The sequence below is a fragment of the Nitrospira marina genome (assembly GCF_059568365.1).
The window spans coordinates 1,799,848-1,820,631 of record NZ_JCANTH010000001.1 but is presented as its reverse complement, the minus strand read 5'-3'; the positions used below and the strand labels follow the sequence as shown (position 1 = coordinate 1,820,631).

Below are 20,784 nucleotides of genomic sequence, written 5' to 3'. Positions count from 1 at the left end.
AGTAGTGAATGTTGAACTGGTGACCGTTTCTTATTTACATTCGGCCGGGATCCCCAGGAGATCGTTTTTATCAGATTTAGGCTTGAACAGAGGCTCCAGAATCATAAGGATAGCATCCTCATTTGGATTCGTATAGTAGGAACTTCTTCTGCCATATTCCTTAAATTCAAAGCTCTCATAGAGACGTTTCGCCTCTTGATTGGAGTTCCGAACCTCTAACATCCCCCGACAACATCCCTGAGCACTCCCGATGCATAAAGCTTGTAAAATTAACTGCTTAGCCAATCCCTGTCCACGGAAATGAGGGTGAACCGCCAGATTTAAAAAGCGGATTTCTTCAAAAATCACCCACACGCAGCAATAGGCCAGCAAGGCAATTTCCTGTTGGTCACTTGAACCTGAAATGACAAGAATTCGGCTAAAGGCATTCCCTTGCAATTCGGCTTCGAAACTTTTTTTCGACCAGGGGACAGAAAAGCAGGACTCTTCCAGACTCACCAATGCGTCCAAATCAGCCAATGTGGCCAATCGACTACCCTCATGGTGTAATAGTTCACTTCTCACGGCAGGGGCATTTGTGTCCATAACTCCACTCCTCTGATCTCACAGGAACAGGTATCCAAAAAGTCTCACCCGATGGGATCCAAGCTTTTCGTTTTCGAAATTTCTGCATACGATGGCTGAATATAATGTGGGGTGCAGCCTAGAGGAAGGAGAGCCCCTCGTGCCAGCAGGACCCGTCCTGCCATTCCAATCCCTTTGGCTGATGGCCATTGCTCATCCGGAGGAGCTTCGACAAGAGAAAACCCTTTTGAAAGGAGAGTCGTCCGGTTCTGCATCCACCCATCTCCGAGCACAACGGTCGGTTCGGTCAGTCCGCCACAGACCTCAATGATGTCCCCAATTTGTGACTCTTTCACGCACACCATCTGGTGATTCTCCCAACGGAACAGTGCCCAATACACGATCCCCTGCCGAATACCGATAGTACTGAGCAGAGGGAGCTCGGTACCAGGATGATTCCAGGCAAGCCCTTCGAGTGTGGAAACCCCCACCAAAGGAATTTGTAAAGCCAGCCGGAAGGCCGTCATGGTCGCCAATCCCACCCGTAATCCGGTGAATGTCCCCGGTCCTATGGACACTACCAACCCTTCAAGATTTGATAACTGCAAAGAGACCGAGGATAACAGCCGATCAATGGTGGGGATGAGTTGCGGGGTCAAAGGTTGCCCCGGCTCACAGGCCAGACTGGCTAGCAGCTGTTGGTCCCGAAACACGGCCACACTCTGATGAGAGGTTGCAGATTCTAGAGCTAAAAACAACATAAATAATGGATCCTGACCTACCGATTAATGATTGCTGGATGCATAGGGGCAACTACGAGGCCGCATTGACGATAAACTCCTGGAAGTGCAGGGTAATGGATCCTCCGCTGGGTCGATAGTCTGTCGCCCGAACCAGAAACGGCAATCGAACCGGAGCGCTTACTTCGCCCGTGGTGACTTTCACCTCTCGATAATCTTCACATTCTATAAACACGACAATGTCATCGAACGAGCGTCGGTATTCAATCGACGTCAGATCCAGGGTCTGGGCATCCACCCAGGTCCGTACGGTGAAATCATCCTGAGATGAGTGAGATGAGGATGGGTTTGCAGCCAGATCAATGCGATAGTGTTCGTTATTTTTCCATACGCGAGCCTCCTCACCGACTCCCCTCGAGACCTTACCCAACATGGCATCCAAAGCACGAAGGCTCAGCATCACGGTGTGATCCCAGGGCGAACGCTCCTGAGGTTCATCTACTCTTCCGGTGATTACCTTGTCTTCACCGGATAAATACAGTTCATATTCGTTGCCCCTACGATGAAAATTCATCACGGGAACACCCATACGGATAAAGGTTTTCAGATCCAAATTATCGGGGTGCACATACGATACCGTGCCAAGGACATTTTGGGAAAGCGGCACTCCAGAGCCAGAGATGGACGCCTGAAATAATCCTCGAAGGGTGCGAATGGTCGACTCTTTTTGACGTAAGGCTTGGAATACCTCCTGTCGGTCCGGCTCGTCTTCAAGCAGTTGTAACGATCCTTGAAACATTCCGGCGCATCCGACAAGGAACACCAGTGGAAACAAGAACAAGCGACTAACAGCATTCATTATGAAAATCCGATAGACCACGCCGGTTATGAGGCAGGACTTACAACCGCCTCCCAAATATCCCCAATATCACGAATCCCAACGACTTCCATGCCAGCCACAGGTTTCCATTGGTTAAGATTCGGCTCAGGAACCACGCAGCGTTGAAACCCCAATTTCATCGCCTCACGAATGCGTAAGTCCGCATGTTGCACTGGCCGGACCTCTCCACCCAACCCGACCTCGCCCATCACGACCAATCTGGGATCCAACGCTAACTCCCGATAGCTGGAAAGCACCGCACATACGATGCCCACGTCAACCGTCGGCTCATCAATCCGAAGCCCTCCTACCACGTTCACGTACACATCGTACCCGGTAAAGTGCAACCCCAATCGTTTTTCTAGAACGGCCAACAGCAAGGACACCCGATTCACTTCCACACCTTTGGCCATACGTTTCGGCATAGGGTAGGTGGTCTCCGCGACCAGAGCCTGCAACTCAACCAATAAGGGCCGAGACCCTTCCACGCTCGACACGACAATAGATCCGGCACCATGTCCAATTCGTCCCGTTAAAAACAGTTCCGAAGGATTCCCAACTTCGGTCAGCCCCTCATCCTTCATTTCAAAAACCCCGATTTCATTGGTCGGCCCGAAACGGTTTTTCACGGCTCGAAGAATTCGATAGCTCTGGCCTTTGTCTCCTTCAAAATACAACACCGTATCGACAATATGTTCCAGAAGCCTTGGGCCGGCAATCACGCCTTCCTTCGTCACATGCCCGATAATAAAGATAGGCACATGCGTCCGCTTGGCATACCACATCAGGCGGCAGCCGACCTCCTGAACCTGGCTGACACTACCTGGCGCTGATGTGAGTTCCTGCGTAAAAACCGTTTGAATGGAATCTACGACAATGACACCGGGATTCATCTGCTCAGCCACCTTGAAAATTTCTTCCAGGGAGGTGGCAGCAGCCACATACAGGTTGGGGGATTGAATACCTATACGATCTGCTCGCATCTTAATTTGCTGAGGTGATTCTTCTCCCGAGACATACAACCCGACTTGTTTGGCCGTTCCCAGGGAGGCCAGGGTTTGGAGCAAAAGTGTCGTTTTACCAATTCCAGGATCGCCTCCAATTAAGATAACCGATCCTGGAACCACTCCCCCACCAAGCACTCGATTCAGTTCTTCAATACCAGCCTGAAGACGAAACTCCTGAGTCTGTACGATAGAGCTGATTGGAAGAGCCTCTGGTGTTCCTCCCGCGACACTTCGCTCTTGAAGGGTTGAAAGATCTCGATCAACCTCCTCTCGTAAGGAATTCCATTGCGCACACTCCGGACACCGACCGCTCCAGCGGACGCCTTGGTATCCACATTCCTGACATACAAAACGAGTTTTGGGTCGTGGTGCCTTCACCAAGACTTCTTCCCTACCATCTGGCTCATGAGTACAAAATTATTTAGCATTCTCCATTGCCCACATCCGATCGTTGGACCGTTCGTCGACCGGCTTTTTGCAAACTGTCTCCATCAGAGATGCCGTCGGATACGTGACCAATCATTGAGGACAATGGCCCGACGTGGAAACCGACCCTTTGTCTGTGGTGGCGGTAAAATCACGGTTTGCAAGCGATTTTGAACGAGGACTTCCGCAAAATCTGCCGTGCGCCCGATACCACCACTCACTTTTTCCCAACCCTCTGTTTTCAGATCGTGGATGAGTTCGGTCAATGCCGTTGGCGTCTTCGGAAGGATTCTAATCATTCCTGGAGGGAATTGGTGCTCGCGCAACCAATCCTGAATATGTTCAAGATGCCCTCGCCCGGTCAAATCCAGATACACAAGGTTGTAATAAAATTGCGCGAGCTTGCCCAATTCTGCCGCTGCTGCTGGATGGGCATCTCCCAATATGAGGCCCGGATCCTCATAGAGTTCAGGCGGAGGCGGATCCATGACCAGCTCTCCTTCCACTAACACCGCCAAATCAATTAGCAATATTGGGCGACGACGTTCCCAGGATAGGAGGACCCCTTTTCCTTCGATAGCCTCGGTTTTAGAGGGTGTCACCACCTTCACAATGATTGACAAATTCCCCCGCATACTAGGAGTAAAGTCGAGCCGAGCCCACCCATGCGCGTCGGTATTCGCCTGACCCACTGTCCGACCATGCACAATAAATTCCAAGGGCTGGTCCGGCAAACCAATCTCGCCTTCTGCCTCGGGATTGGTTAAACGTGCCTGTAATTGAATGGGCTTCCCGGGAGATGTTAGCAAATCAGTCACCGACAAATTAGCCGCCTGAGCCATTGAAGCATTTAGCCCAATCACGGTCACCAAAATTCTCATACCCCAATCTAGCAACACCAACCTCACTAACCTCGTCAGGGGACGATCGCCTTGCTTCATTTTACGGTCTCCATGTGGCTGGCAATGGTTAAAATAATCCTCTTCCCCGCTTACCAAATGCAAACGCATCGAAGCCCGCCAGAATGGAAAATTGCATATAAATTAGCCAACCTGTCGGCCAGAAAAACTTGGAAATAATCATTAAAAGAATCCCACAGACCAGGAAAATATTCCCGCGTTTGACACCTAAGTACAGATGACCGATCCCCGGTAAAATGGAGAGGGTGGCGGCTCCAAGAGCATGCATGGTCTTTTCACGATCATTCACGAGAGTACCCTTCACAAACCATACCATTGGCCCTCAAGAGAGTTCCAGGGATAAGCACCTGCACGATAAAAGAGCTGTCGGCCCACTCGCAGAAAAGTAAGAAATCTGGAAGGGAGCAAAGAGGAGTTCTTCAGGTTAGGTTCCGCTTACGTAATTCTTCCTGGTAGGTTTTTTGATAAAGGACATCCCACTCTTGGGAACCTTCTGGAATCGGCCGTGCATATGATTGCAATCGACTCCGCACTTTTTGAACCAGCTCCTCCTCTGCTTTCATGTGCTCGGCCAGCACGCGCTTCACTTCACGAAGAGCATGAGCAGAATCGCCAATCATCTTTGCCTCGGGCATGTCGGTGACACTGGTCAGAATGACATGCGCAAGGTGTGTTTGTTTTTCGTCGCTGAGAATGGGTGTATTCATTAGCAATTCAGTCCTACGGCATTCAAAGTCTATTCTGCCATATACCCTATAAAATGACCCCGCGTTCTTTGATGAGCTTTTGCTTCACCATCGTAAACATTTTCTGATAATCCGCTCGACCTTCCGCAAACTCTCGTTCAAACTGTTTCAACATCTCCCGGACATCCGCATTCAAACGATCTTCCACCTGCAACTCGGATAGAATGGCTGTTTCCAATTTCTGAATCACCACTTCCGGTTTTCCTTGAATGTGTAACAATCCACTCGACTGTAATCGTTCAATGACTGAGACGGCCATATGATGTACGCGAACTTTATTGAGTCGCATCAGGTTCCTTCAGGAAGTTGTTCCACTCTCATAAGGGACGCCCCTGTGGCCTCCCTCAACACTTTCGGATCACCTATCACTTTTCCAATGACGTTCACCCGATCAGCAGGAACCGGATCATCTCCGAGGCTCATGGGAGTGCGTCCAAAAAAGACCGCCAACATCCCCCCCATGCCCCAAAAAGCGACATCGCCAACTTTTACCTGAGTGGTGGCAACTTCTCGATAGTCTTTGACCCCCGGCATGTTGCAATAAAACTCTTCTCCCCACTGGTTCACGGGGACCTCAATGGGAAGAGCTTCGACCACAGCCTGTGCGGTTCGATTCGGTTTGAGTTGTGCAATGACCTGGATCCCACCGATGGTCATTTTAATTTTCTGTGGACGGAATTCCATATATTCTCGCTTATGCTACGAATGAAAGAAGATCTCAAGATTGCTTCGAATGTAGCTTGTCCTCTTGGTGAAATCAAGGTTAGAATTAGGCTCTCTTCGCGTTAAGAATAATGTTACAATCCACATTTCTTTTTTTACCCGGCATTGGAGAATCCACTGAACGCCTCTGGTGGGAGGATGGCATTGGCACATGGGACACTTTCCTCGAGAAACCCATCGCTCCCCGCATTTCCCCGTTTCGAAAAGCCCAATACGATGAAGACATTCTGGAAGCACAAAAACAGTGGAAGGCACAGAATTCCCGTTTTTTCACCCGCATCCTGAAAGCGCGCGACCACTGGCGTCTTTATCCCAATTTTCGATCTCAGGCAGCGTTTCTGGATATTGAGACAAACGGCGTTCCGTTACCCGATGGCGAAATTACAGTGGTGGGTATTTACGGAAAAGGTCGCATGACCACGTTGATTCAGGGAGAAAACTTATCCGGTGAACGCTTGCAGGCGGAATTTGCCTCGTACGATCTTCTCGTGACCTTCTTTGGCTCAGGCTTTGACTTGCCTTTTCTGAAGGCCAAATATCCAGACTTGAGTCTGGATCATCCCCATATCGACTTGTGCTTTGCGGCCAGACGCCTCGGATTAAAAGGTGGGCTGAAGGCAATTGAAACCGAAATAGGCTGTTATCGCCCGACTTTGCTGGAAGGACTGACGGGATGGGATGCGGTCCGTTTGTGGGGAGAATGGCAACTCGGACAATCGAACTCTAGAGATGTACTCATCCAATACAATGAGGCAGATTGCAAAAACCTGGAGCCTTTGGCCGACCTTATTTATAACCGTCTGGTCCAACGTCATGGACTCCCTGAATATATTGCTTCCCTATGACATCCAAGCAGCGCTCTGACAAATGGACCGGCGTCGGACTGACAGATCTTGGTCTGGTTAGAAAACTGAACCAGGATGCCTTTTCACTCGAAAATTCCCTACAATTGTGGGTGTTGGCAGATGGGATGGGTGGACATGCCGGGGGCGAGGTCGCCAGCCAGATTGCGGTCAAAGCCATTCCCGAAGTCGTTCGAACTCAACTCTCGACTGAAACCTCTCCCTACGTTCGACCTGACAAATTAGAATCGCTGCTGAATCAAGCTCTTGAATCCGCCAATCAACGTATTCGAAAAGCAGCAGCAGAGGACGAATCCCTGAAAGGAATGGGAACAACCATTATCATGGTCGCCATCACGCATTCTCCTACAGGATATCATGCAAGCGTGGCACATGCCGGCGACAGCCGCGCCTATCTCTTTAGGCAGGGCACACTTTCGCTCTGGACAAAAGATCATACCCTTATGGAGGAACGGTTGGCCCTGAATCTCATTACAGCCAAACAGGTTCGCACTCACCCCCTTCGGCATGTGTTAACCAAAGCCCTTGGAATTGATCCTGAAACACGACCTACCATTCGGACCTACCCGCTTGAGCCGTCAGATCTTATTCTGATGTGTTCAGACGGACTCACAAAAATGCTGACTGATGAGGAGATTCAAACTATTATCCGCCAAGAAGCTCCACAGGCCGAAGCGATATGCCGAACACTAGTGGATACTGCCAACCGATTAGGTGGAGAAGACAATACGACTGTCGTGTTAATTGCGTTGCACTGAGGAGGGACGTGGAGAAAGTTTTCAACGGTGGGGTTTTCGAAACATGGCCGACCATCCAAAATATCCCACTGCATCTTTCATATTCGAAAACCACCGTTGGGCCAGACCCATTGACGGGTTGGTGACGTATTGAAGTGTGAGCACAATCCGCTCCTCTCCAGCCCCCAGCGGCGTAACGGCATGATGCAATTTATCGCCGTTAAAAAAAATAAATGTGCCGGGGTCCGTCAGTAGGGATAATTCTTTTACCTCTCGACCCTCTTCTTTGGTATGTAAACGACAGACCAATCGGCTGCTTGATTGATCCTGCAATCCCAATAAAACCGTAAATCGTTCACCTTTGTAATACGAGGTATCATAATGATACCCGATATGATCTCCAGCCTCGGTGTAAAAATACAGTGCACAGGAATGGGGATCCTCTTCGGGGCACAGCATTAATGGAACCCCGGCAATTCGGCTCAAGAAGTCGATCCATCCCTGGTGATGATAGAACGCAAGAATGGCCGGAGCCGACTGCTGCAGAAGATAAAAACTGACACTTCCCCCCTTTTTATGCCCTGGTATAAAGTTTCGATTGATTTGGGGCCGCACGCGCTCTACTTCCCGCATAAATTCCTGAACAACCTGAGTGGGGAACAAATGCTCTAAAGCCAAGAACTCACCCTGCTCCCAGTATTGACGCGTGGCCTCTTCAACCTTGATGCCCTGAAGTGTCTCAGTCAACAATTGATCAATCTCGGACACCGCTGGATTGAGCATAGTCACTCTCCTTCATCCCTTCAGACGCCAAACTTTCAGTCTATCCTTTTTTCAATGTCGTCATTAACCATAGCTTATCATGACAACCTTCACATTCTCACCAGGCTATCAAACAATACTTCCGCTTGACCTCACCCTGACCGACGTTTTATGGTGCCCATTTTCATCCACCAATTTCCATGTCATCTCACAATTTTTCCTCTGATCAAACACTCTGTCTGGCTTGTATTCATGAACCGACTTCCCTATCGCGAATTAATTCATGGCCAGGATTATTGGATTCAGGATCAGGCCCTTCCCAACGCATTAGAGATTGCCCAACGATGTATGGCCATTCCAACCTGGACCTTGGGATCCCCCTGGCGCCCGGAACCCTGGCCCGGCATGCGGGCTCCTGGAGCTCTGACTCCCGATGAACTGCGCACCGTGGAAAGCTACGTGACCACACATTTAGGTATTCCCAGCCTCACTCCCCAATCGCATAACGAGGCAGGACTTTCCGGACACAATCACATTCAGATATGCGGAGGAGCTGAGGGGGTCGCTCGTCCACATGTCGACTCTGCCAGAATTTGTCATTACGCCGCCGTCCTCTACCTCCATCCCAGCCCACCCACATCACATTGCGGCACATCCTTTTACCGATTGCATCTTCCCGGTGAACCACCAGACGGCAACTATTGCCCAAAAGATTATGAAAGTCTTAGCGAAGTGCCTGGGATATCACAGGAAATGGATCCTACCATGTTCAAGGAAATCCTAGAGGTCCCGTATGTCTTCAACCGCCTAGTTGCCTATAAATCGGATCTCATCCATTCTGCAACAGGATATTTTGGCTGGGACCATGCGTTAGCTTCAAAACGAATGGCTGTCGTGTTTTTTTGGAAATGCGGATCCTGACAATTCTCGAACACTAAGAAAGAGCTATCCACTCGTTTATGAAGAGCTAACCTGAATGTACCAAGCTCATTCGAATTTAGATGAGGTTTTAGCAGGTTTCTTTTTTGGCCTATTGTGACTGGTGACTACATGAGGACTGCTTCCCCGATCCAGCATTTCACCGGCGGTTTTTCTGATAGTTGGAGTTAGCGTGCCTCCTCCCAACATGCGAGCGATTTCGGTTTCACGATGAACTCCTGAGACTTCGTGGACATTCGTTAGGGTTCGGTCTTCTAGCGTTGTTTTCTCAACCACAAACTGTGCATGAGCCTGAGAGGCAATCTGCGGAAGATGGGTGATACAACACACTTGATGAAATTGAGCCAATTGCCGTAATCGACTTCCCATGACTATGCCGGCTTCCCCACCAATCCCACTGTCAATTTCATCGAAAATGACAACAGGCGTCTGATCATTTTCCGCAAACACGGTTTTTAAGGCCAACATAATTCGAGACAATTCTCCACCCGATGCAATCCGGCCCAATGGCATCAACGGTTCTCCCGGATTGGGAGCCAGTAACATCTCAACACGATCCATTCCTGCCGCCCCAAATCGATTGTCTCCGTTGGCCATTTCAATATTAACCTGCACCTCCATTGCTGACATTTTAAGAGCCGCTAATTCCTGCTTGATCTCTTTGACCAAATGCTTCGCAACTGTTTTCCTCCTGGCCGACAAGTCTTCCGCCAAGGCCTTCATCGATTCATATCGACTGGTCACTTCTGCTTGCAGATACCGCACCTGCTCTTCTCCATTTTGGAGTTGCGCTAAATCATGTTCGAGGGTCTTGGTAAGTTCCACTAAATCTTCGACCGGCTTTCCATATTTCTTTTTCAGCCGCTGAAGACCGGCCAACCGACTATCAATCAGATCCATTCTCTCAGGATCATATTCAATTCGAGTCCTATAATCCCGAAGGTTATCGGTCACTTCCCGCAACGACATGTTCGCTGTTTCCAACAACGGAACCCACGACTCACCGTGCGCATCAATTTTTGCAAGCTCTTGTATCCACTCAGTCACCTCACCCAGACGATCCAGAACCGATCGTTCGCCTTCATGTAATGCCGTAAAGGCTTGATTCGATAATTCTCCTAATCGACCGCTATGTTTCAACCGATGATATTCCTGACTGAGAGTCTCCTCTTCTCCGGACTGCAACTGCATCTTGACCAGCTCGTCATATTGATATTGAAGAATATCTTGCCTATTGGCTTGATCCCGTAACCTGACCACATATTCATCCAAAGCCGCCTTTTTCTCGACCCATTCTCGGTGCATCACCTGATAGGATCCGACGACATCCTCAAGATTCCCAAACGCATCCAGCAATTTGAGCTGGGTTTTAGGGGAGAGCAATGATTGCTGATCATGTTGGCCATGGATATCTACCAATTGAGGGCCGATGTCTTGAATCGTTTGAAGAGGGGCAAGTTGCCCATTTAAGAAATTGCGATTCCTTCCCGACCGCGATAACATCCGACGAACAATAATGTCCTGTTGATCGGGTAGGAGGTATCCGTCCCCTTGCAATCTGCTCGAAAGAGGATGAGTCGGTGGGATGACGAAACAGGCTTCCAGCAGAGCTTCATCGGCACCAAACCGAATATGCTCGGCGGAGGCTCGTCCCCCGGTGATTAACACCAGAGCATCAATGAGAAGAGATTTTCCAGCTCCGGTCTCCCCCGTTAAGACGAGAAACCCAGGGGGAAATTCCAAATGGAGTTGATCGATGAGGGCAAAGTTGGAGATACGCAGCTCGGTCAGCATAACACCGAGTCATCGGTCTCGCTGATCAGGCAGGAGACGTGGATTGAGCCAGGAGCGAGTCAATAACTTGTTTGAATTGTTGCTTTGGTCTTGCACCAACAATTTTTTCGACAACTTGGCCACCCTTGAAGAAGAGAATACTTGGGATACTCATGATTTGATATTTGCCCGCAACTTCTGGAGCATCATCGGTGTTGAGCTTCATCACTTTAAGTTTGCCCTGATATTCCTGTGCAAGCTCATCGACGATTGGGGCCACCATTTGACAGGGTCCACACCAAACCGCCCAGAAATCCACCATCACCACCTCTGAAGATTTCAGTACTTCCCCATCCCAATTCGCTGCATCGGCTTTGGCCACTAAATCAGACACTGACTGCCTCCTTGGATAAATACGACAAAATGTCCAGACTGTCTAGGCATCCTAAAACCGCTCTTATCGGACTGTCAACTCACTCAAATACGATTAACCTATCTCCAGAGTGGCATCCTGTGTGATCTGATTGATCTCTTCACTCACAGGCAAGGCAGGGATAGAATTCACCACTGCCATTCATCCGGGGTTCCGGTCCACCATGAATCAGGCTTCAATTCACGCCAACGGGTTTGTTGTGCCCACAATTCATCCGTCCGTTTCCGACTCAACCGATTAGCCATCGCTGCTGTCACATCAAATTGTTGCCGAATGCCTTCATGAATGAGTTCTTGCGCCATACGTGGCATGACATTTGGCGGATCAATGAGATCGAGAATATCCCGTGCGGTCAAATTCAGCGCTAATTGCTCCACTTTCACATAATCCTCCTGCTTTGCCAATGATCCTAAATAGCCATCAATTGCCTCATAGACATAGGCCAAATACACGTATGCTTCAACCGAGGGATTGCGGTCAATATTTTCCTGGCAAGCCTCTACTGCTCGACGGTAATCTCCGGCCATCAAATACACTTTAGCGTGCGCAAGAGATTGCATAGGTAGGATAGGCGTCTGATCTGACTGAGCCCAACCATTTGAAAGCGGTAATGTCCCAAGAAGAATTACTCCCACTCCGAGACACATCATCATTTCCCTTACTCTTTCGCTCACCGACGAAATGCTCATGTTCTCCTCCATCACTAAAATCGCGCAACAGACATCATTCTCGATAGACCTCTGTTCGTTCTGCATATTTTTCGTTGATTCACTGAACCCATTTTTAAGATTGTCAGATTTTTGATCAGTACGAGAATCTCGAAATCGCCCTATTTCCAATCACTATTGCATGAAATAGGGCTGGCCTATTCTTTGATGTCCCGAAACCACGACACAATGCTGGATAAAGGCCACTTGTTATTTAGGAAAACACAAAAAGTCTAACACCAGACTCCTCCCTACAACGCAAGACTCCCATAAACACATTCCATTGAACAATCTAAACCGTCAATGGCATGTACTTTGCGAAAGGCCGTGACCAAGAAGCATTTTTTTAAACCTGACTTCTCAATATCTAAACAAAAACAATGAGTAAAAACTCTAAACCCATCAAGATTTAAAGGGATAAAATGAAACGAAACCAAACACTGTTGTCTTGTATCCTCATCATCTGTATAGAAACCTTCTCCATATGCTTACTCCCAGTCTCACCAACTCCTGTAAATTCGGCCGATATTGCATCCGTTCTTTCGTCTCCTTCGTCTGTATCAACTTTGCCTCTAGAAATAATTTATTCGCAGGAATCTAGCCACAGCGACGACACTTTAGCCGCCCTCACTATCTATCTGGAAGCCGGTGGTGAAAGTTTTGCTGGAAAGTTAGCCGTCGCGGCCGTCATTCGGAACCGAATGGCTCTCAAATACCACAGCGATGGCACGGTCAAGGGCACAGTTCTTCGGGCAAAACAGTTTGAACCATGGATGGGACGTAATCCAGAAGAAGTGGAATTTGATCAAACAAATCGAATCATGCAGGATAGTTTATTAGCCTGGAAGGTTGTACAAGACGGGCGCAAAGTGGTGGATGGGGCTGTACTATTTTATAATCCTCAACTGGTCAAAACTCCCCGGTGGGCTCAGGTCAACCGTAAAGTGGCACAAATTGGGGGACACGAATTTTTTAATAAGCACACAATTTAATTTAGTTTAATTAGTCACGGCCAACGGGTGTTTTTCGCAAATTCCTGGGTCGAGGCGCACTGGGTCCCCCATCCTCAATACGTTTCAACTCTATGCGTAGATGCCGAATGGCACCGGAATGCACCCGGCAGACGCCAGATTCGGTCAGACCCATTTGCCGACCAATTTCTTTCATCGTCAATCCCGCATGATAATACGATTGAAGTACCTCTTGCTGGCGTGCCGATAATGTCTGCAGCGCCGCTGACAGTGCCGCTTTCATTTCTGCATCCGCACAGGCCACAAAAGGGTCCAGATGGTTAACGTCCGGCAAAACATCACGAAGGGTGCACTCATCTTCTCCCTGCCCAACCGGCTCATCCAGACTAATTAAGCGAGGATCACACCCGCCCACTCCTTCTATTTCCTCAATGGGTACGCCCAACACCGTGGCCAATTCCTGTGTAGTCGGTGGCACCCCATTTTTCTGAAGATGCTCTTCAACTATTTGTCGCACCTGATCTCGGCGAGATCGAACAGAGCGAGGCACCCAATCCATCGACCGAATTTCATCCAACATCATGCCACGAATACGATATTCGGCAAATGTGCGAAATTTAATATCGCGTGTTGGATCATAGCGCTTCAAGGCTGATAACAGCCCCATAGCCCCTGCGCTGGTCAAATCCTCGACATCCAGGGAAAAGGGATTCCTGAATGCCATAATTCCAGCCATCCGACGAATGATCGGGAGAAACTCTAATAAAACCCGGGCAACATGTTCCTGATCGAGCTGGACCTGTGCTTCCGTATGTTCTGCTTTTTTTGGACTAACCGAAGCGAGGTGAGACGAGTCGAGTTCTGTAATACCAACTACTGTCTCTGTGAAAGATTGTGCGTTTTCGTCCATATTTTGGCCTTTCCAGGGTGACCAAAAAAAGCGCCCAATTCCAGGGAATGGGCGCATGAACGAACGCATGGATCTACCAACACAGTTCGGTAACCAGACGAACCCTGAAACAACAACGTTCTCAGGGTTTCTTGGCTTTGCGCCCTACCCTCACGGATAGTTTGCCCTTGTCACCTGTTGAATTCGTTATTCGATAATTACAACCTCATGTAAGCGGTGGGTTTTTGAAGTTTTCCGAATAACTGTCTGCCTTGGATCTTCGGAATCTCCCCTACTCTTCGACTCTATCTCCATGGAAATGTTATCGGATCCGAGTCAGGGGGAATTAAGAAAATCCCTTGCGTGTTTATGAGAAAACTTGACAAATTCATACATTGCACAGCATCAAAAACCAATACGAATGGTGATCAGGAACGGATGGTCAAAATCTCAATCACACATTCCTTCCAGTGCTCTTCATGACAATCGTGGATCCCTCATTTTAGCCTTAAAAAAAGATTAATTCCGATGATCGAAAACATGACTGTGGCAATCCAACTGCCAATGATCGGCAACACCGCTCCATTTCGTCCTAAAACTATGCCTACCGAATGCGCAGCCCAGAAAAAAAACCCTATTGCCAGGGTTTGCCCAAGCCCTTTAGCTATTCCAACCTCACGCACACCACTTCCGCGGAGACTCACCGAGATCCCTAACAATATCATCACCAGAGGAACAAGGGAGTACGCAATTCGAGACCAATAATCAGTTAAAAAACGATGAGGACTATGACCATCTTCTATTAACCCTTGAATATAGTCATGCAATTGATACAAGGACATATGCTCTGGGGACTGAGCTAGCCAATTCTGAAAATCATCAGGCGTGAGAGAGAGAGACAACGTCTGCCGTGTCATACCATTCACTTGCATGCGTTCTTCATCCTGAAATGTTCGCTCAATCGCATGCTCTATTATCCATTCCTCATCGACAAATGTTGCCCATTTTCCTTCAAGAATGCCTTTGAGACTGAAGCGATCATCAAGCGTGTACTGGTGAATACCATTTAAACGATACCCATCTTCTGTCACCGAATCAATTCGCATAAGGTGATTGCGTCCCACCCGAAGCCACAAACGTTCCGGAGTAAGTAAGAGGGGCTCTGGTTTATTTTGGATTAAGACCGATTGAACAAATTCAGCTTTAATATTGGCCAGAGGAATCAACAGGGCCGTCAAACTCAGACCCACGACACTCACAAGCCCGCCAAAGACAAAAAAGGGAATGGCAATCTGATAAAAACTTAACCCACAACTGCGCATCGCCGTGATTTCACGAGTCCGATTAAGACCACAAACCGTCAAAATTGATGCCATTAGAGCCGCCAGCGGGGCTAAGAGAAAAGCAATTTCTGGAATTCGATAGACAAAAAAGCTAAAAATAACGGTTAGGTCTGCATCATATTTCAAAAACTTTCGCAATTTTTCGAAAAAATCCACGACTAGATAAATCGTCAGCACGGTTACAAGACACATTACGAAGACGCGACTAAATTTCCCAAATACATACCAAGAAATTTTTTTCATGATCTAACTTGCTTGAAAGAATTCTGGATCATTGTTTTCCAGCTTGAAATAGAAGGAATCCTGTGAGGCAGGCCAGGATAATGTTCGGCATCCACGCACCGAAAAACGGAGAGATCACCAAAGTCGTCACGAGAAACTCTCCCAATACATTCAATAAATAAAATCCGATAACCACGAGAACCCCAATCGCAAACCCACCAGCTTTCCCGGACCGCTTCGACACAATCCCCACCGGGACGCCCAACAACCCCAGTACAAAGGTGGCGACCGGAAAGGCGGTGTCTTTATGAAACTCTACTAATCGACGAAGGGCTCCTGCGTCCGTTCCCCCTGATTCCTCCAATTGCCGAGTAAGGTTTTCGTAGGTTTTTCGTTTTGTCTTATCTTTCACGGAGGTAAAAGGCGAAGATAGCCAAAAATCATAGGTATCAAAGGTGACCCGATGAAAACTATTGGCATCTTTGGGGATTTGATGAATTGCCCCCTTAAACAATCGAATGCCAAACTGCTGACGTTCGCTTTGTTTCAACATGTGAAAATTTTCCGCCACAATTATCAAGGGTTGCTCCGGATTGCGTTGGTCCGAAATAAATATGCCCTTATCGCCAGACGCATTCTCCGAGTGTGGCACATACACCATGAGTCCGGGGATCGGTTCATTAAACACGCCCGAATCAACCGCAAGAGTCAACTCATCTTCGATGACGCTCAGAGCCAAAGTCTTCAATGACACATTGGCCCAGGGCTGGCCCCATTGAGAAAGATATACAGTCAAGAGGAATACCATGCCGGAAAAAACCACCACAGGAAGGTTGATTCGCCAGAAACTGACCCCCGCAGCACGAATAGCAATGACCTCATTGTCAAACGATAGACGATTAAAGGCCGAAATTGAGGCAATTAAGCAGGCAATTGGTAAGGTTAGGACTAAAAATGAAGGAAGCAAATGCAGCACAATAGACCCCAGGGCGGCCAAACTGATTCCTCGGGATACCACTAAATCCACCAACCGTAGCATTTCCTTTGTAAAAATGATGAAACACAATCCGGTCAGGCTGGTCAGAAATGGGGGAAGCAACTCAGAAAAAATGTACCGATCGAAAAGTCTGATCAAGGTCTTGGACAATTCTAATAAGTGGAGAGTGATGAAATATGTTGGGTGATTAGCATGACCCCTTTACTCATTTTCAATCAAATATCCGAAATAATTAGCCTATAAGTCGAATAGTAGGGAATGAATTTCCTCGTGTCATTTATTGACAGATTTTGCAAACTGTGCTACATCCTCTTCGTTTTTGTAATGGGTAAAGAAGTGAGAAGAATATTACGCCGTGAAGCCGAGAGAGGAATGGATTCCTTTTTCGGCTTTTTTTTTAAACACGCACAACTTTTTTGAAATATATATCCACAAATACTCTATATATCCACAAATACTCTAATGGGGAGGGCCATCATGAGAAGTAAGGGAACGGTAAAATGGTTTAATGATCGGAAAGGTTTTGGCTTCATTCAAGTTGAAGGTGGACAGGATGTGTTTGTCCATTATTCCGCACTTCAAGAAGACGGCTTTAAATCTCTAAAAGAGGGGGAATCGGTAGAATTTGACTTGGTAGAGGGAGCAAAGGGTCCACAGGCTGCCAACGTCACAAAATCAGGAATTGGCCAACCATCTTAAGGTGGTAAACCTCTAACGCATTCCCGCCTATTATGTGCTGATGACGAAAGGGTGAATTTCTTGGGACGTTAGATCTCAACTTTTCTTCAATGGAATAATCTGGAATTCCTCGTCTTTGACTTGTTGTCAAAGAAGGTTAAGAGGTAAATAGCCTGCTGGGACTTTCCTTGACTTCCCTCTTTTTCTCCTGGTAGACTTTGCCGTAAGTCATTGTATTTATTGCATAAATTACAAATTTCACACAACTGCTTCATCAGTTTCAGGGGAACAGCATGACAAAACTTTTCGATGTTTTATTTTATGGAAATCCGCTCAATCGAAAGATGGTGACCGTAGAAAGTGGAGTGGAGGACTGGGGAGCAGGACAAAACGAGGATGCCAATATTCCACAGGCACCAGCAAACCTACGCGCTATCCCTGATCACACGCGAATTACCCTGACCTGGGATCCTGTCCCGGAAGCCCTGTATTACAACGTTTACTTCATGACCACTAAGGGCGTTCAAATTAAGCCCAACGAACTAACCAGGCCAGTTGCGGGCCAAGAGGATTTCATCCCAAAAGTTGGGATAACCAAAGAAAAAGCCAATTGCATTGAAGGAGCGATCTCTCCTTACGAACATAACGACCTAGCTAATAACTTTTGTTATCACTATGCCATTTCTGTGGTTACGGAAGAGGGTGAAAGTCTTTTATCCGAAGAGGTAATGTCCATTCCTTCTCCCTACCTCCCCGTAATGCAAATCGGGTGTGAAGGCGTCGACGATGGAGAATTCAAATCACCAACCGGCATTGCTATAGATAAAGACGGAAATATCTATGTCGGCGATACAGACAATCATTCGATTCAGAAGTTTGACCGATCGGGAAAATTTCTTGCACGTTGGGGTGACGAACCTGATTCAACCGAAGGAAAATTTTACTACCCGCGGGGCATTGCCACATCCCCCGAAGGAGATGTGTATGTGGCGGACAGTGGGAACAATCGCATCCAAAAGTTTGATTCCGAAGGAAATATTATCAACGCATGGGGAAAATTCGGTTTTGCCTGGAGAGGGGCGGAAGCGGGGAAATTTGATGTCCCCTGGGGTGTTACCACCGATTCCCAAGGCAATCTGTTTGTCTCGGATACCAGCAATGCCAGAATTCAAAAATTCCTTTCCGACGGCTCCCCTGTACTTAAGTGGGGGCGTGATGGGGGATATGACGGCGCCTTCTTTTATCCCCGCGGCCTCGCGGTTGACTTTGTCGGGAATATTTATATTGCCGATGAGGGGAACCATCGGATTCAAAAATTTGATGCACGTGGTAACTTTCTCCTGAAATGGGGAAAGGAAGGGAATGCCCCTGGCCAATTTAAAGCCCCATGGGGGGTCGCCTGCGACCCTTTAGGATATGTGTATGTCGTCGACAGCGGAAATCACCGTGTCCAAAAATTTGATTCTAGCGGGACCTATCTCACTTCGTGGGGAAATCGGGGATTAACCGAAGGGCAACTGAATTTCCCGTCAGGGATTGCGGTGGACAAAGAGGGATTTGTCTACGTCATAGACAGCGGCAACCACCGTTTAACCAAGTTTGCCCCAACTGAGGATGAACTCAATCGAGGCAAACAAGAAAAGCGGGTTGCCAGCGACCTTACCGCCCCCATCAACCTTGCCGTCAAACCCGGAGATACAGAAAACATCCTAAGTTGGCTCGAAGTTCCAAATGCTGTCAGTTACAACCTCTATTTTAGTACTGAACCAAACCTCTCAACCGATACCTCCACAAAGATTGAAGGTGTGACCACTCCATATATTCATAGTGGCCTCACAAATAACACGGCATATTTTTATGCCATGACGTCGGTGACCGAAGATGGAGCAGAAAGCCGGCTATCTGAAGAACAGACCGCTATTCCGGTTTTGATTGACATCTCGGCACCTCAAAATCCTGACATCGTCATTAATCATGGGGCTTACATGACCAATAGTCCCGATATGGTCGCCACCATCTCAGCTAAAGACGTGGACAGCGGAGTGGCTGCCTATTTCATCTCTGAAAACCCTATGACTCCAAGCGGGACCATGCCTGGGTGGGTTGAAGTGGAACCGGAACAAAAATTTGGAGCCACTATTCCTTTTACCACCTCGCCAACCGATGGCACAAAAACCGTTTACGTTTGGTTTAAAGACGCCAACAACAACGTTTCTGTTCCCGCCAGCACCAACATCCTTCTTAACACGTCTGGGTATATTTGTGCCTCCAAGTGGGGAAAACCAGGCCGAGGAGCTTCCCTACTCCATGGTGGAGAATTTATTAGCCCTCTATACGGCCTAACGATTGATCGCCAAGGGTCATTATTTGTGGTTGATAACGGGAACAACCGCATCCAGAAATTCGACAGGAATGGTAATTTTATCCTGTTATGGGGAAATTTCGGATCCGCTAACGGAGGGTTCAATAATCCCACAGGCATCGCATGCGATGGGAATGGGAATGTGTATGTGGCTGACACCAATAACCATCGGATTCAAAAGTTTGATGGGAAATTAGGCCATTATATGATGAAACTGGGATCCCGCGGGAATGGCGAAGGACAGTTTAATGCTCCATGGGGAGTGGCGGTCGACAGGGTACGCGGGTACCTGTACGTCGTAGATAGTGCCAACTTCCGGGTTCAAAAATTTGATGAAACCGGAGAGTTTATTATGCAGTGGGGAAGCTTTGGGAATGGGGACGGGCAGTTTTATTTTGCCCGAGGCATTGCGGTGGATCAAACAGATGGAACCGTCTATGTGGTCGATATGGGTAATCATCGGATTCAAAAATTTGATACCAGCTCAAACGTCCTCCCCCAATTACTTACCAAGTGGGGCGGAGGCATTGGACCTGGCCATGCCAGCAGCGCTCAGGCACAAGAACCGGGACAATTTCGCTCACCCTGGGGTGTGGCAGTCGATGAATCAGGAGACGTATTTGTCAGTGATACCGGCAACCAACGCATCCAAAAGTTTGATCGAGACGGTAACTTTATCACCCAATGGGGCGGCTTTGGCTCTCAGGATGGCCAATTCAACTTTCCCTATGGAATTGGAGCTGACTCCAGAGGACACGTCTATTCGGTTGATAGCGGAAACATGCGAGTGCAAGAATTCATGCCGGCAGAAGAAGCCGAAGATCATTTCCAGGAAGAGGAAACGATGGCCTTTATTCCTGAGGCAGCAGAATAGCCACATCGCTCTGGCAAAACCCGGGAAACAACCACACACATTAACATCAAATGCCAGAGGGTGCAGGGATTACCCTTTGGCATTTTTCATAGTGCCGAACCGGATTCCCGGTATGGGAACACATTGAGCTGCCGATCCTGAGCAGTCTTGTGTGTTTCTCGATAAACCCATCAAGTATAACCAAAGGCACATTGACTGCCTTTCAAAAGAAAATTAAGATGAAAGGCT

22 protein-coding genes and 1 riboswitch are annotated in these 20,784 nt (G+C 48.0%); of the genes, 6 read left to right on the top strand and 16 right to left on the bottom strand.

All coding sequences use genetic code 11. The features are described from left to right. Positions 1-30 precede the first annotated feature (30 nt). The 9 genes from rimI to LX98_RS07430 form a co-directional block, all read right to left on the bottom strand. The gene (gene rimI, locus LX98_RS07470) at positions 31-585 is read right to left on the bottom strand and encodes a ribosomal protein S18-alanine N-acetyltransferase (protein WP_496428306.1); all 555 of its coding nucleotides are present in this window, start codon (positions 583-585) and stop codon (positions 31-33) included. Positions 586-629: 44 nt separating this feature from the next. After that, positions 630-1,325 (bottom strand): tRNA (adenosine(37)-N6)-threonylcarbamoyltransferase complex dimerization subunit type 1 TsaB, encoded by a 696-nt coding sequence (tsaB, locus tag LX98_RS07465; RefSeq protein WP_496428305.1) that lies wholly within the window; start codon positions 1,323-1,325, stop codon positions 630-632. A gap of 52 nt (positions 1,326-1,377) precedes the next feature. Further along, positions 1,378-2,163 (bottom strand): hypothetical protein, encoded by a 786-nt coding sequence (locus LX98_RS07460; protein ID WP_496428304.1) that lies wholly within the window; start codon positions 2,161-2,163, stop codon positions 1,378-1,380. 26 nt (positions 2,164-2,189) lie between these two features. Beyond that, positions 2,190-3,572: a DNA repair protein RadA gene (gene radA, locus LX98_RS07455; RefSeq protein ID WP_496428303.1), complete on the bottom strand. Its 1,383-nt coding sequence runs from the start codon at positions 3,570-3,572 to the stop codon at positions 2,190-2,192. Positions 3,573-3,682: 110 nt separating this feature from the next. Beyond that, positions 3,683-4,558 (bottom strand): hypothetical protein, encoded by an 876-nt coding sequence (locus LX98_RS07450; RefSeq protein WP_496428302.1) that lies wholly within the window; start codon positions 4,556-4,558, stop codon positions 3,683-3,685. A 28-nt stretch (positions 4,559-4,586) separates the two neighbouring features. Next, positions 4,587-4,853 carry a hypothetical protein gene (locus LX98_RS07445; protein WP_496428301.1) on the bottom strand — a complete coding sequence of 89 codons (267 nt, stop codon included), beginning with the start codon at positions 4,851-4,853 and terminating at the stop codon, positions 4,587-4,589. Positions 4,854-4,956: 103 nt separating this feature from the next. Further along, the gene (locus LX98_RS07440; RefSeq protein ID WP_312641850.1) at positions 4,957-5,244 is read right to left on the bottom strand and encodes a DUF507 family protein; all 288 of its coding nucleotides are present in this window, start codon (positions 5,242-5,244) and stop codon (positions 4,957-4,959) included. A gap of 46 nt (positions 5,245-5,290) precedes the next feature. Then, the gene (locus LX98_RS07435) at positions 5,291-5,572 is read right to left on the bottom strand and encodes a DUF507 family protein (RefSeq protein WP_496428300.1); all 282 of its coding nucleotides are present in this window, start codon (positions 5,570-5,572) and stop codon (positions 5,291-5,293) included. After that, a complete protein-coding gene (locus LX98_RS07430) occupies positions 5,572-5,967 on the bottom strand; it encodes a cyclophilin-like fold protein (RefSeq protein WP_496428299.1) in 396 nt (131 codons plus the stop codon). The genes LX98_RS07435 and LX98_RS07430 overlap by 1 nt, the downstream gene beginning before the upstream one ends. A gap of 110 nt (positions 5,968-6,077) precedes the next feature. On the opposite strand from LX98_RS07430, the gene LX98_RS07425 reads away from it, so the two are divergent. Together LX98_RS07425 and LX98_RS07420 are read left to right on the top strand one after the other, a co-directional pair. Beyond that, the gene (locus LX98_RS07425) at positions 6,078-6,851 is read left to right on the top strand and encodes a ribonuclease H-like domain-containing protein (RefSeq protein ID WP_496428298.1); all 774 of its coding nucleotides are present in this window, start codon (positions 6,078-6,080) and stop codon (positions 6,849-6,851) included. Further along, positions 6,848-7,627 (top strand): Stp1/IreP family PP2C-type Ser/Thr phosphatase, encoded by a 780-nt coding sequence (locus LX98_RS07420; protein ID WP_496428297.1) that lies wholly within the window; start codon positions 6,848-6,850, stop codon positions 7,625-7,627. The genes LX98_RS07425 and LX98_RS07420 overlap by 4 nt, the downstream gene beginning before the upstream one ends. Positions 7,628-7,648: 21 nt before the next feature. Here LX98_RS07420 and LX98_RS07415 read toward each other — a convergent pair whose 3' ends face one another. Beyond that, entirely contained in the window at positions 7,649-8,389 is a 741-nt protein-coding gene (locus LX98_RS07415; RefSeq protein ID WP_496428296.1) for a HalD/BesD family halogenase, read from the bottom strand. 231 nt (positions 8,390-8,620) lie between these two features. Between LX98_RS07415 and LX98_RS07410 the strand changes: the two genes are divergently transcribed. Beyond that, complete coding sequence (locus LX98_RS07410; RefSeq protein ID WP_496428295.1) at positions 8,621-9,289, top strand: DUF6445 family protein; 669 nt, start codon at positions 8,621-8,623, stop codon at positions 9,287-9,289. A gap of 66 nt (positions 9,290-9,355) precedes the next feature. Here LX98_RS07410 and recN read toward each other — a convergent pair whose 3' ends face one another. The 3 genes from recN to LX98_RS07395 form a co-directional block, all read right to left on the bottom strand. Continuing rightward, positions 9,356-11,101 carry a DNA repair protein RecN gene (recN, locus tag LX98_RS07405; protein ID WP_496428294.1) on the bottom strand — a complete coding sequence of 582 codons (1,746 nt, stop codon included), beginning with the start codon at positions 11,099-11,101 and terminating at the stop codon, positions 9,356-9,358. A gap of 25 nt (positions 11,102-11,126) precedes the next feature. Further along, on the bottom strand, positions 11,127-11,474 hold the full coding sequence (trxA, locus tag LX98_RS07400) for a thioredoxin (RefSeq protein WP_312641866.1): 348 nt from the start codon (positions 11,472-11,474) through the stop codon (positions 11,127-11,129). A 167-nt stretch (positions 11,475-11,641) separates the two neighbouring features. Beyond that, positions 11,642-12,202 carry a hypothetical protein gene (locus tag LX98_RS07395; protein WP_496428293.1) on the bottom strand — a complete coding sequence of 187 codons (561 nt, stop codon included), beginning with the start codon at positions 12,200-12,202 and terminating at the stop codon, positions 11,642-11,644. Between the two features lie 440 nt (positions 12,203-12,642). On the opposite strand from LX98_RS07395, the gene LX98_RS07390 reads away from it, so the two are divergent. Beyond that, positions 12,643-13,212, top strand: a complete 570-nt coding sequence (locus tag LX98_RS07390) for a cell wall hydrolase (RefSeq protein ID WP_496428292.1) — start codon at positions 12,643-12,645, stop codon at positions 13,210-13,212. Positions 13,213-13,222: 10 nt separating this feature from the next. Here the strand turns inward: LX98_RS07390 and LX98_RS07385 are convergent, their stop codons facing one another. The 3 genes from LX98_RS07385 to LX98_RS07375 all read right to left on the bottom strand — a co-directional run bounded on the left by LX98_RS07385 (position 13,223) and on the right by LX98_RS07375 (position 16,780). Beyond that, positions 13,223-14,101: a FliA/WhiG family RNA polymerase sigma factor gene (locus tag LX98_RS07385; RefSeq protein ID WP_496428291.1), complete on the bottom strand. Its 879-nt coding sequence runs from the start codon at positions 14,099-14,101 to the stop codon at positions 13,223-13,225. An 85-nt stretch (positions 14,102-14,186) separates the two neighbouring features. Beyond that, a riboswitch (cyclic di-GMP riboswitch) is annotated at positions 14,187-14,277 on the bottom strand. Positions 14,278-14,577: 300 nt separating this feature from the next. Further along, entirely contained in the window at positions 14,578-15,666 is a 1,089-nt protein-coding gene (gene lptG / locus LX98_RS07380; protein WP_496428290.1) for an LPS export ABC transporter permease LptG, read from the bottom strand. A 28-nt stretch (positions 15,667-15,694) separates the two neighbouring features. Beyond that, positions 15,695-16,780, bottom strand: a complete 1,086-nt coding sequence (locus LX98_RS07375; protein ID WP_496428289.1) for an LptF/LptG family permease — start codon at positions 16,778-16,780, stop codon at positions 15,695-15,697. A gap of 339 nt (positions 16,781-17,119) precedes the next feature. Between LX98_RS07375 and LX98_RS07370 the strand changes: the two genes are divergently transcribed. Both LX98_RS07370 and LX98_RS07365 read left to right on the top strand, forming a co-directional pair. After that, positions 17,120-17,341, top strand: a complete 222-nt coding sequence (locus LX98_RS07370) for a cold shock domain-containing protein (protein WP_312641881.1) — start codon at positions 17,120-17,122, stop codon at positions 17,339-17,341. Between the two features lie 272 nt (positions 17,342-17,613). Further along, on the top strand, positions 17,614-20,556 hold the full coding sequence (locus LX98_RS07365; protein ID WP_496428288.1) for an SMP-30/gluconolactonase/LRE family protein: 2,943 nt from the start codon (positions 17,614-17,616) through the stop codon (positions 20,554-20,556). Positions 20,557-20,784: the final 228 nt, after the last annotated feature.

Coding starts and splice junctions, on each gene's coding strand:
- LX98_RS07410 (WP_496428295.1), top strand. CDS start 8,621: ATGAACCGACTTCCCTATCGCGAATTAATTCATGGCCAGGATTATTGG.
- LX98_RS07440 (WP_312641850.1), bottom strand. CDS start 5,244: ATGAATACACCCATTCTCAGCGACGAAAAACAAACACACCTTGCGCAT.
- LX98_RS07415 (WP_496428296.1), bottom strand. CDS start 8,389: ATGCTCAATCCAGCGGTGTCCGAGATTGATCAATTGTTGACTGAGACA.
- LX98_RS07460 (WP_496428304.1), bottom strand. CDS start 2,163: ATGAATGCTGTTAGTCGCTTGTTCTTGTTTCCACTGGTGTTCCTTGTC.
- LX98_RS07370 (WP_312641881.1), top strand. CDS start 17,120: ATGAGAAGTAAGGGAACGGTAAAATGGTTTAATGATCGGAAAGGTTTT.
- LX98_RS07425 (WP_496428298.1), top strand. CDS start 6,078: ATGTTACAATCCACATTTCTTTTTTTACCCGGCATTGGAGAATCCACT.
- tsaB (WP_496428305.1), bottom strand. CDS start 1,325: ATGTTGTTTTTAGCTCTAGAATCTGCAACCTCTCATCAGAGTGTGGCC.
- LX98_RS07430 (WP_496428299.1), bottom strand. CDS start 5,967: ATGGAATTCCGTCCACAGAAAATTAAAATGACCATCGGTGGGATCCAG.
- recN (WP_496428294.1), bottom strand. CDS start 11,101: ATGCTGACCGAGCTGCGTATCTCCAACTTTGCCCTCATCGATCAACTC.
- LX98_RS07420 (WP_496428297.1), top strand. CDS start 6,848: ATGACATCCAAGCAGCGCTCTGACAAATGGACCGGCGTCGGACTGACA.
- LX98_RS07395 (WP_496428293.1), bottom strand. CDS start 12,202: ATGAGCATTTCGTCGGTGAGCGAAAGAGTAAGGGAAATGATGATGTGT.
- LX98_RS07435 (WP_496428300.1), bottom strand. CDS start 5,572: ATGCGACTCAATAAAGTTCGCGTACATCATATGGCCGTCTCAGTCATT.
- lptG (WP_496428290.1), bottom strand. CDS start 15,666: ATGAAAAAAATTTCTTGGTATGTATTTGGGAAATTTAGTCGCGTCTTC.
- LX98_RS07365 (WP_496428288.1), top strand. CDS start 17,614: ATGACAAAACTTTTCGATGTTTTATTTTATGGAAATCCGCTCAATCGA.
- LX98_RS07385 (WP_496428291.1), bottom strand. CDS start 14,101: ATGGACGAAAACGCACAATCTTTCACAGAGACAGTAGTTGGTATTACA.
- LX98_RS07390 (WP_496428292.1), top strand. CDS start 12,643: ATGAAACGAAACCAAACACTGTTGTCTTGTATCCTCATCATCTGTATA.
- LX98_RS07445 (WP_496428301.1), bottom strand. CDS start 4,853: ATGGTATGGTTTGTGAAGGGTACTCTCGTGAATGATCGTGAAAAGACC.
- LX98_RS07450 (WP_496428302.1), bottom strand. CDS start 4,558: ATGAAGCAAGGCGATCGTCCCCTGACGAGGTTAGTGAGGTTGGTGTTG.
- rimI (WP_496428306.1), bottom strand. CDS start 585: ATGGACACAAATGCCCCTGCCGTGAGAAGTGAACTATTACACCATGAG.